Source organism: Streptomyces sp. NPDC059166, assembly GCF_042755185.1.
Classification (GTDB): domain Bacteria; phylum Actinomycetota; class Actinomycetes; order Streptomycetales; family Streptomycetaceae; genus Streptomyces.
Genome location: NZ_JBHZCI010000032.1, coordinates 89,652 through 97,064 on the forward strand (window position 1 = coordinate 89,652; position 7,413 = coordinate 97,064).

8 protein-coding genes and 1 pseudogene are annotated in these 7,413 nt (G+C 70.5%); 3 read left to right on the forward strand and 6 right to left on the reverse strand.

The annotated features are described in order from the left end of the window. Window positions 1–270: 270 nt before the first annotated feature. Window positions 271–888 carry a TetR/AcrR family transcriptional regulator gene (locus ACFXOA_RS23320; protein ID WP_385031786.1) on the reverse strand — a complete coding sequence of 206 codons (618 nt, stop codon included), beginning with the start codon at window positions 886–888 and terminating at the stop codon, window positions 271–273. Window positions 889–945: 57 nt separating this feature from the next. Between ACFXOA_RS23320 and ACFXOA_RS23325 the strand changes: the two genes are divergently transcribed. Both ACFXOA_RS23325 and ACFXOA_RS23330 read left to right on the forward strand, forming a co-directional pair. Next, a complete protein-coding gene (locus tag ACFXOA_RS23325) occupies window positions 946–1,407 on the forward strand; it encodes an ester cyclase (protein ID WP_385031789.1) in 462 nt (153 codons plus the stop codon). Window positions 1,408–1,410: 3 nt separating this feature from the next. Further along, window positions 1,411–1,905, forward strand: coding sequence for a DUF3237 domain-containing protein (locus ACFXOA_RS23330; RefSeq protein ID WP_385031792.1), 495 nt, complete (start codon window positions 1,411–1,413; stop codon window positions 1,903–1,905). Between the two features lie 308 nt (window positions 1,906–2,213). Here the strand turns inward: ACFXOA_RS23330 and ACFXOA_RS23335 are convergent, their stop codons facing one another. The 4 genes from ACFXOA_RS23335 to istB form a co-directional block, all read right to left on the reverse strand. Continuing rightward, window positions 2,214–2,846, reverse strand: a complete 633-nt coding sequence (locus tag ACFXOA_RS23335) for a TIGR03086 family metal-binding protein (RefSeq protein ID WP_385031795.1) — start codon at window positions 2,844–2,846, stop codon at window positions 2,214–2,216. Next, on the reverse strand, window positions 2,843–3,292 hold the full coding sequence (locus ACFXOA_RS23340) for a hypothetical protein (protein WP_385031798.1): 450 nt from the start codon (window positions 3,290–3,292) through the stop codon (window positions 2,843–2,845). Before ACFXOA_RS23340 ends, ACFXOA_RS23335 begins: the two co-directional genes overlap by 4 nt. Window positions 3,293–4,040: 748 nt before the next feature. Then, a complete protein-coding gene (locus ACFXOA_RS23345) occupies window positions 4,041–4,763 on the reverse strand; it encodes a glycoside hydrolase family 11 protein (protein ID WP_385031816.1) in 723 nt (240 codons plus the stop codon). Between the two features lie 1,003 nt (window positions 4,764–5,766). Next, window positions 5,767–6,558 (reverse strand): IS21-like element helper ATPase IstB, encoded by a 792-nt coding sequence (istB, locus tag ACFXOA_RS23350; protein WP_385031819.1) that lies wholly within the window; start codon window positions 6,556–6,558, stop codon window positions 5,767–5,769. Between the two features lie 133 nt (window positions 6,559–6,691). Between istB and ACFXOA_RS23355 the strand changes: the two genes are divergently transcribed. Continuing rightward, on the forward strand, window positions 6,692–6,991 hold the full coding sequence (locus tag ACFXOA_RS23355) for a hypothetical protein (RefSeq protein ID WP_385031801.1): 300 nt from the start codon (window positions 6,692–6,694) through the stop codon (window positions 6,989–6,991). Here the strand turns inward: ACFXOA_RS23355 and ACFXOA_RS23360 are convergent. Further along, a pseudogene (locus tag ACFXOA_RS23360) lies at window positions 6,971–7,297 on the reverse strand (IS21 family transposase); the annotation flags it as partial. The gene ACFXOA_RS23355 and the pseudogene ACFXOA_RS23360 sit on opposite strands and share 21 nt — an antisense overlap. Between the last annotated feature and the right edge of the window lie 116 nt (window positions 7,298–7,413).

Genomic DNA, 7,413 nt, shown 5'->3' on the forward strand with positions numbered 1-7,413 from the left:
CAGTCCGCGCAGCGTCGCGGGGATGCGGGCGGCCCCTCTGCGTCCCCATCCGCCCCCGCCGCCCCGAGGGCACGAGTCCGGCCGCGACGCCGCCGCGGCACCTCCGCCCCAACCGCCCGGGGTTCCAGGGGTCGCGCGTGACGCCGGACGCGTCGTCGGCCTTGAGGCACGCGGGAGCGCAGGTCTCCACCGGGGCCGCACTTCCACGGGGGAGCGCCGCTCCCTGAGCCCGGCCGGGTCGCGGCCCCGCCGGCTTCCCGTCGACGGGCCTCAGCGCGGCGGTTCGAGGAGTCCCTCGGCCACACGGCGGGCCTTGGCCGCGGCGTCCTCGTCTCCGCAGCGCAGCGCGGTGTTCGCGGCGAGCAGGACCGCGTCGAGCTGGAAGGCCGCCAGATCGACGTCGAGTTCGGCGATCTCCGCTGCCTCGACGGCGTGCCGCAACTCATCGGCCAGGAGCCCGCGCCAGCTGCGCTGCCCGTCGAACAGGGCGTCATGGACTCGTCCCGGGCGGCCGTCGAAAGCTGCCTGGTTCGCCGCCCAGAAGCACCCTCCCGGGAACAGGGGGGTCGTCGCGTACGCGAGCCAGGACTCGACCAGAGCGCGCAGGCGTGCCGCTCCCTCGGGGGCGGAGAGCGCGGGGCGCACCACGGCGTCGGCGAACACGCCGCGCGCGCACTCGGCCGTGGCGACCTGAAGGTTCTCCTTCGTTCCGAAGAGGGTCTGCACGCCGCTCTTGCTGATCTTCAGGTCGCCGGCGAGCCTGCCGAGGCTGAGCCCGTCCAGACCCTCCAGCGACGCGACGTCGACAGCATGGCGAAGGATGGCTCGCCGTGACCGGGCCCCACGCAGCAGCCGCCGGTCCGAAGTCCCCTGTTCCGCTGAACTCATGCCCGCATCCTGCCAGACCCCGTTGCGAAACCATACGTACGGTCGTACGTTTATGTCATGGATGCCCACCGCATGCTGGAGCTGGCGCAAGCGCTGGCGGCCGCAAAGAGTCGTCAGGACGTGCCCGCGGCCATGAGTCTCTGCCACCCGGACATGACGCTGGAGGCCCCGCCCTTCGGGACCACAGCCCGTGGACCGGCCGCGAACGAGCGGGCGCTGACCCGGTTCTTCGCCTCCTTTCCCGACTACGCCGTCACCCTCGACGGCCACGCGGCCGGCGACGACACCCTGATCTGCTGGGGGACGGTGAAGATGACGATGACCGGCGACCGGTTCGGCGTGACACCCGGCGGCCGACGCGCCGAACTGCCGGTGTTCATCCAGTTCTCGTTCAAGGACGACCTGATCGCGGGCGAACGCTTCAGCTTCGACCTGTCCGAACTCTGCGCCCAGTCGGACGTCTCCACGGACGCGGTCCGGCGGACACTGTTCGGCGGCCTCGCACGAGCGAGGCGATGAGCGATGGCGGCAGACCTCCGCACGAAGGCCGTCGACGAGATCCGGATGACCCATCTCTTCGACATGGTCGCCGACCTGGACCCGCGCCTCGACTTCGGCGCCGGACCGCTGGGACGCCGCGTCCTGTTCGGTGCCGCAGGAGGGACGTTCGACGGGCCGCGCCTGCGGGGAACGGTGGTGCCGGGAGGAGGCGACTGGGCACTGTTCCGCCCGGACGGCGTCATGGCGCTGGACGTCCGGCTCACCCTGCGCACCGACGACGGCGAGCTGCTGTACATGACATACGGCGGGCGCTGGGTCATCCCGCCTGAGCTCAAGGCGGACATGACCGACCCCGTGAAGCGGCACCGGATCGGCCCGGCGCACTACTACTTCCGCACCAACCCGCTCTTCGAGACGGGCTCCGAGCGCTACGCCTGGCTGAACGACATCGTCTGCGTCGGCTCTGGATACCTGGTCGACGGCGGCATCGCCTACAGCATCTCGCAGGTCATGTGAGCGCCGGGCTCCGCCCCTGACGCCGGCGCCGGGGCGGAGCCGAGAGCCCGTCACCTGCGGGCGAGGCATGGACGTATGGCACCTCCACCCGCAGCGGCACCCGACCGGAGCACCGTCGCCGACACGCCGACACCCGGTTCCCCGAGGCCGAAGCCCTGCCGCCGGGGGGAGCTCGACGAGCGGATCACCCGTCCCTCCGCGGCCACCTCCCCGAAGGCAGCATGGGCCGGTCCTGCCCCGAACTCCCCGGAGCCACTCCCCTGTCCCCCGACGCTCGCGGTCTCAACCGAGCGGCGGACCGACGGATTTCATCGGGTGCCCGACGGTTCGGGCGACCAGTCGGGACTCCGGCCGAGAAGGGCCAAGGTCTCCGTCAGCGGTGTCGCCCGTCCGGGCGTCGGCCGGACCGGGGCGAAGAAGCCGTCGCGCCCACGCGTCTGCTCGCCGGTCGGCACCCGGCGCGCCACCTGCAGAGCCGACTCCCAGACGGTGCTCGGGAGTTGAACCTCCACGGCCAGGGTGCGCGCGAGGTCCCAGGCGTGCACCGCGAGGTCGAGGAAGTGGAACGAAACGGCCACTCGGCCCGGGAGGGCGAGCCCCAGTTCGGGCAGCACGAACTCCCGGTCACCACCGCCCGCTTCGGCGAACGGCACCACGGTCGCCGCCACGGACTCCGCGTAGGCGCGCACCGGATCGGCGGTGATGTCCGGCACCCGCCACCGTGCGGGCAGCCCGCCCTCTCCCCGCGCCGCCGCCGCGAAGCCGTGGTTCTGCGCGGTCATGTGACCGAGGAGATCGAGCAGGTTCCAGCCGGCGCACGGTGTCGGCCGATCCCAGATCCCCTTCCCGTCAGCGTCGCCGGCTGCGGCGACGGCCGCGCCTCGCACGAGACGTAACGTCTCCAGCGCGGTAAGGCGGTCCAGCTCCACGAAGTTCGTCACGCGTCCTCCAGGCGTACGGGGCCCTGCGGCCAGGGGGTCGTACCGGCGAGCAGGGCTCGGGCCCTGCCCCACACGGCGTCCGGATCGAAGTCCTCGGCCTCCCAGACGGCGGCCCGCATCGTGCCGCGCCCCCGGTGGGCCCGGACGACGGCGATGTGGTCGGGGCGTCCCACGAACTCGTCGAGCGCGGCCGCATCGCGCCACACGCTCACCGAGCCGGAGCGCCTGCCCGCCACCTCGGCCCACAGCCACATGCCGAGCGCACCCGGCGTCCGGGACCAGGTGCGGCGAAGACGCAGACCCGCGAGAGCGATCACGCCCGCCTGCGGATGGCTCGTCGTGGTGAAGTCGGTCACGCTCACAACGACGGGGCACAGGGCCAGCGGTACGGGGCCGGAGCGCCAGCGGGTGCGCAGCAGCCGGGATCTGACGGGGCGAGTTGTCATGGCGAAGAGCATAAAACTAAACGACCGGTCGTGCTATTACTTTCGTGCGCGCGGTGAGGGCAATCGGGCCCGGACGAGACTTCCAGGGTCGTGGCACCGGGGCCGGGGGACGACCACTGGGACCTACCGTTCGGTGAGCGCCGGGAGGCAACGTTCCGCCACCCGGCCCCAGGACCCCGAACTCGTACGTCTCAGGACCCCGCTCGCTCTGGACGGCGACGACGCCTTCAGCCCGCTGCCGCGTTTCGAGCGGACCCGTCGGAGCCTGAACGCGACCTGGCCGGCGGGGCGTCCCCCGAGGGCGCCGACGCGGCGCTCGCGCACGTGATGACCACGGCGGCGCAGATGGGATACGCCGTCTCCCGCGAGGCGTACGCGCGGGACACGGGGATCCCGCTGCCCGAACTCGGCGACCGGACGGCCCGGGCATACGCCCGCACGGTCGCGGAGCTCTCGGCGACGGAGCCGGGACCCGATGCGGAACGCGGCCTGGACCACTGCGCGGAACGCGGCGCGGAATCCGCGCGGGCGCGCGATCCCCCGCCCAGGAGGCGCGGGCGGACGGGCCCTCCACCGAGGATCCTGCCGCCGGAACACCGCGACCGGGCGCGGTCGTCGACGGCGCCCGAGGCTCGGACCGAGCGCCCTGCCCCGCATCCGTTGCGCCGGACACGTCGGCCACGGCTACCACGGCTGTGGACTCCGCCACGAGGACGGAGTCCACAGCCGGCCACACGTCGTACGAACGTCAGCCGCTGACCGTGATGTTCGAGCTACCACTGCTCTGATAGCCCTCGGTAGCCATGATCATGTAGTACTTGAACTGGCCCATGTTCATGCCCACGCGCGACCAGGCGTCGAAGTGGTTGCCGGTGGTGATGGTGCCGGAGCCGCTGGTCACCTTCGACTGCCGGACGCTCCAGTACTGCTGGAAGGTCTTGGTGCCTTCCACCGAGGGGGCGTTGGTCCGGGTCGTCTGGTAGATGTCGTACGTGCCGCCGTCGCTGGAGACGGTCCCCCTGTGGGTACCGGTGGGCCGGTAGCTGCCCCAGTTGTCGACGATGTAGTACTCCACCAGCGGGTTGGAGGTCCAGCCGTAGAGGCACCCGTAGCCGTTGCCCGACGGGTTGAAGTAGCCGTTGTAGCGGACCGTCCTGCGTCCGCCGGTGCTCCACCCCTTGCCCGCGACGAAGTTGCCGCAGTTGGACCACTGGGTGCTGTAGCTGCCGCCCCCGTTGAGCGTCATGGAGACGGAACCGCCGCCGTCGGTCCAGAACGAGTAGTACATGCCGTCGGTACCGGTCTGGTTGCTGGTGATGGTGGTGGCGGCGTGGGCGGTCCCGGGCAACAGCAGCCCGGACGCCGCGGCGAGGCCGACGGCACCCGCGCCGCCGAGGAAGCCGCGTCGGCTGAGGCCAGGGGGAACCGGGTTCCGCCGAATCCGGTCGTACTGCGCGCCGTCGTGCTGCATACCGTCCTGATGCATGCGTCCTCCCGATGAACGCCGGTGGGGGCCGGGCAGCTTGTGCCGCCCGCGGCCTTGCATGGAAACGGCGGGGGTCGCCCGTCGTCGGACCGCTACAGCCGATCGCCGTCGCCGGCACATCACGCGAGGGGAACGGCGATCTCCTGCCGTGCGGTTGCCACAGTTTTCGTAGAGCGCCATGACCCTGTCAACAGTTTCGACAGACTTTCGGAAACATCACCCACCCGGGAAGCGCACGGATCCGGAACGTTTCCGCTGCTCAGTGCAGTTCTCGCGAGTTCTCCCACCGGTCGCTTCGCGCGAACACTGAAGCGTGGAGCACCTACCCGCTCACAGTCTTCGAAACTTTCGATACACGAGCGGCGCGTCGGCACCGGCACACCGCCGATGCCATCGTCAGCCACCCGCCGCACAGGGAGCGGGTGCCGACGGGTGCTCCACTCGGCGTCCCCGTGTGCAGACAGATCATCTCGCCCGTCGTGGCCGGAACACATCCACAGGATCCACCTGGAAGCGGGAGGAGTCCCGGCCGTCGCACGGCCCGGTCCGGCCTCCGCCTCGACGCAGTCGGGAACGGCGCCGCCAACGGCACCCGGAGACACAGCGGTCGGGCCCATGCCCAGCGGCGAAAGGTCACCACAGCCTCGAGTCGTAGGCGGCACTCACTTGCGGAGCAGGTCGAGGTGGGCTCGGCCGAACGACTACCCCCTGTGCGTGGCGGGTCCGCCGTCGACGAATGCAGGACCCTGACCGAGTGGCGTCGCCGTAGCCGTGCCGCGCAAGAGTTCATCCGTCCCGGATCCTGTCGATCCATTGATCGGAGTTGCCCCTGACGGCCCTTCAGCATCTCGGCAGTGCATTGCACCTGTTCGGGCGTTCGAGCGAGGGTGTCAAGGGACAGTAGGAATTCCCCGCTCGCGGACAGTTGATCTCCCCACTGGTGGACGCTGAAAGTCCCCGGTGGGCAGTCGATCTCCCCGCTTGTGGGTCAGCCGAGGGGGACGATGCCTCGGCCGGTAGTGGCCTCGGAAAGGCGGTGGCTGTCGCCCTGCGTGACGACGACGTGGGCGTGATGCAGGAGCCGGTCGACGGTCGCGGTGGCGAGGGTCTTGGGCATGATCTCGTCGAATCCCGACGGATGAAGATTGCTGCTGACGGCCAGACTCCGCCGTTCGTAAGCAGCATCGACCAGACGGTAGAAGCCCTCGGCTGCGTCCGGCGAGACGGGCAGGAGCCCGATGTCGTCAACGATGATCAAGTCGGTCCGGGTGATCCGACTTATGGCCTTCGAGACGGAGTCGTCGACGCGGTGACGGCGGATCAGAGCTCCGAGATCCTCGATGGTGAACCAGGCGACCGTCATCCCGGCGTCGACGGCCAACTGGCCGAGTGCCTCGCTGAAGTGCGACTTCCCCGTCCCCGAGGGGCCGACGACGCAGAGATTCTCGCGCCGGCCGACCCATTCCAGGGTCCGCAGCGCGGACTGTGTCGGGACCGGGATCGAGGACGCCTCCTCGTTCCAGATGTGGAAAGTCTTGCCGGTCGGGAAGGCAGCGCGAGTGCGGCGGGTGCGGAGGTTGGCCGCGTCGCGGCCGGCGGCCTCTTCCGCCAGCAGGGCCCGGACGGTCTCGGCGGGATCCCAGCGTTGGGCCTTCGCGGTGGGGATGATCTCCGTCATCGCCCGGCGGATGTGCGGCAGCTTCAGTCGCCGGGTCAGCGCGATCGCCTCGTCGAACGCGGCGCCGGACGTAGCGGCGACCGTCGAAGCGGGTGCTTGCATGCGGGGCAGCGTCGCGGCGGGTTGGGCAGGGTTGTCGTTCATGAAAGTGCTCTTTCCAGGTCGGGGCCGGTGCGGGATGCCCGTCGGCCAGGTGATGGTGGTGCTGTCATGGGGGGTCGGATAGGTTGCCCGGATGACTGACACGGACCCCCTGGTGCCTGTCCTCGCCGGACTCGTCGTCGATGTCGTCTGGTTCCTCGACAGCTGCGAGGACGACGAGGTCGACCCCGACTCCGCGGTGAAGATGATGGAGAGCGTCGCCTGGGTGCTGGGGCGGCTGCCGCAGGACCAGCGCGACCGGTTCCTGAGCGTCCTCGCAGACCTGGCCGAGACCGAGCAGGACTCGGGGCGGCGGGAGTTCTTGGAGGCATTCCCGTTCTCCTGCGGCCTGGTCGACGAGGAACCTGAGGGCTCAGGTCGAGCCGAAGCCTGACCAGGCGGAGGTACCCGGCTGCAGGCTGTGGGTCTCGCTGCGGCGGATCGGCTCGGAGTGGTCGTGCTCACCCTGGTGGTCCAGGATCGACAGCAGGTCGCCCTCGGCAAACCGTCCGACCGTCGCGGCTGTGCCGAGCGCGCGGTCGACGTCGGCGGTGCCGTAGAGCTTGGCGAGCGCGACCGCGTCGGTCATCTTCGCCCTGATCCGGCGGACACCGGTCGCCGCGGCCTCGACCAGCCAGGCCGCCGCCCCGGGTCCGATCGCCAGGAACTGGGCCTCGGCCGGGTTCGTCGGCTTCGGCGTGTGTCGGCGTACGGACTTTCCTGGCTCTGGCAAGATTTTCGTAGGCGAAGATCATCTCGGTGGCACGGTCGGCCGGTCCGCATGGTGGGCAGCCTGTGACTGTGCTCTGTTGAACT

Coding starts and splice junctions, on each gene's coding strand:
- ACFXOA_RS23320 (WP_385031786.1), bottom strand. CDS start 888: ATGAGTTCAGCGGAACAGGGGACTTCGGACCGGCGGCTGCTGCGTGGG.
- ACFXOA_RS23325 (WP_385031789.1), top strand. CDS start 946: ATGGATGCCCACCGCATGCTGGAGCTGGCGCAAGCGCTGGCGGCCGCA.
- ACFXOA_RS23330 (WP_385031792.1), top strand. CDS start 1,411: ATGGCGGCAGACCTCCGCACGAAGGCCGTCGACGAGATCCGGATGACC.
- ACFXOA_RS23340 (WP_385031798.1), bottom strand. CDS start 3,292: ATGACAACTCGCCCCGTCAGATCCCGGCTGCTGCGCACCCGCTGGCGC.
- ACFXOA_RS23345 (WP_385031816.1), bottom strand. CDS start 4,763: ATGCAGCACGACGGCGCGCAGTACGACCGGATTCGGCGGAACCCGGTT.
- istB (WP_385031819.1), bottom strand. CDS start 6,558: ATGCAAGCACCCGCTTCGACGGTCGCCGCTACGTCCGGCGCCGCGTTC.
- ACFXOA_RS23355 (WP_385031801.1), top strand. CDS start 6,692: ATGACTGACACGGACCCCCTGGTGCCTGTCCTCGCCGGACTCGTCGTC.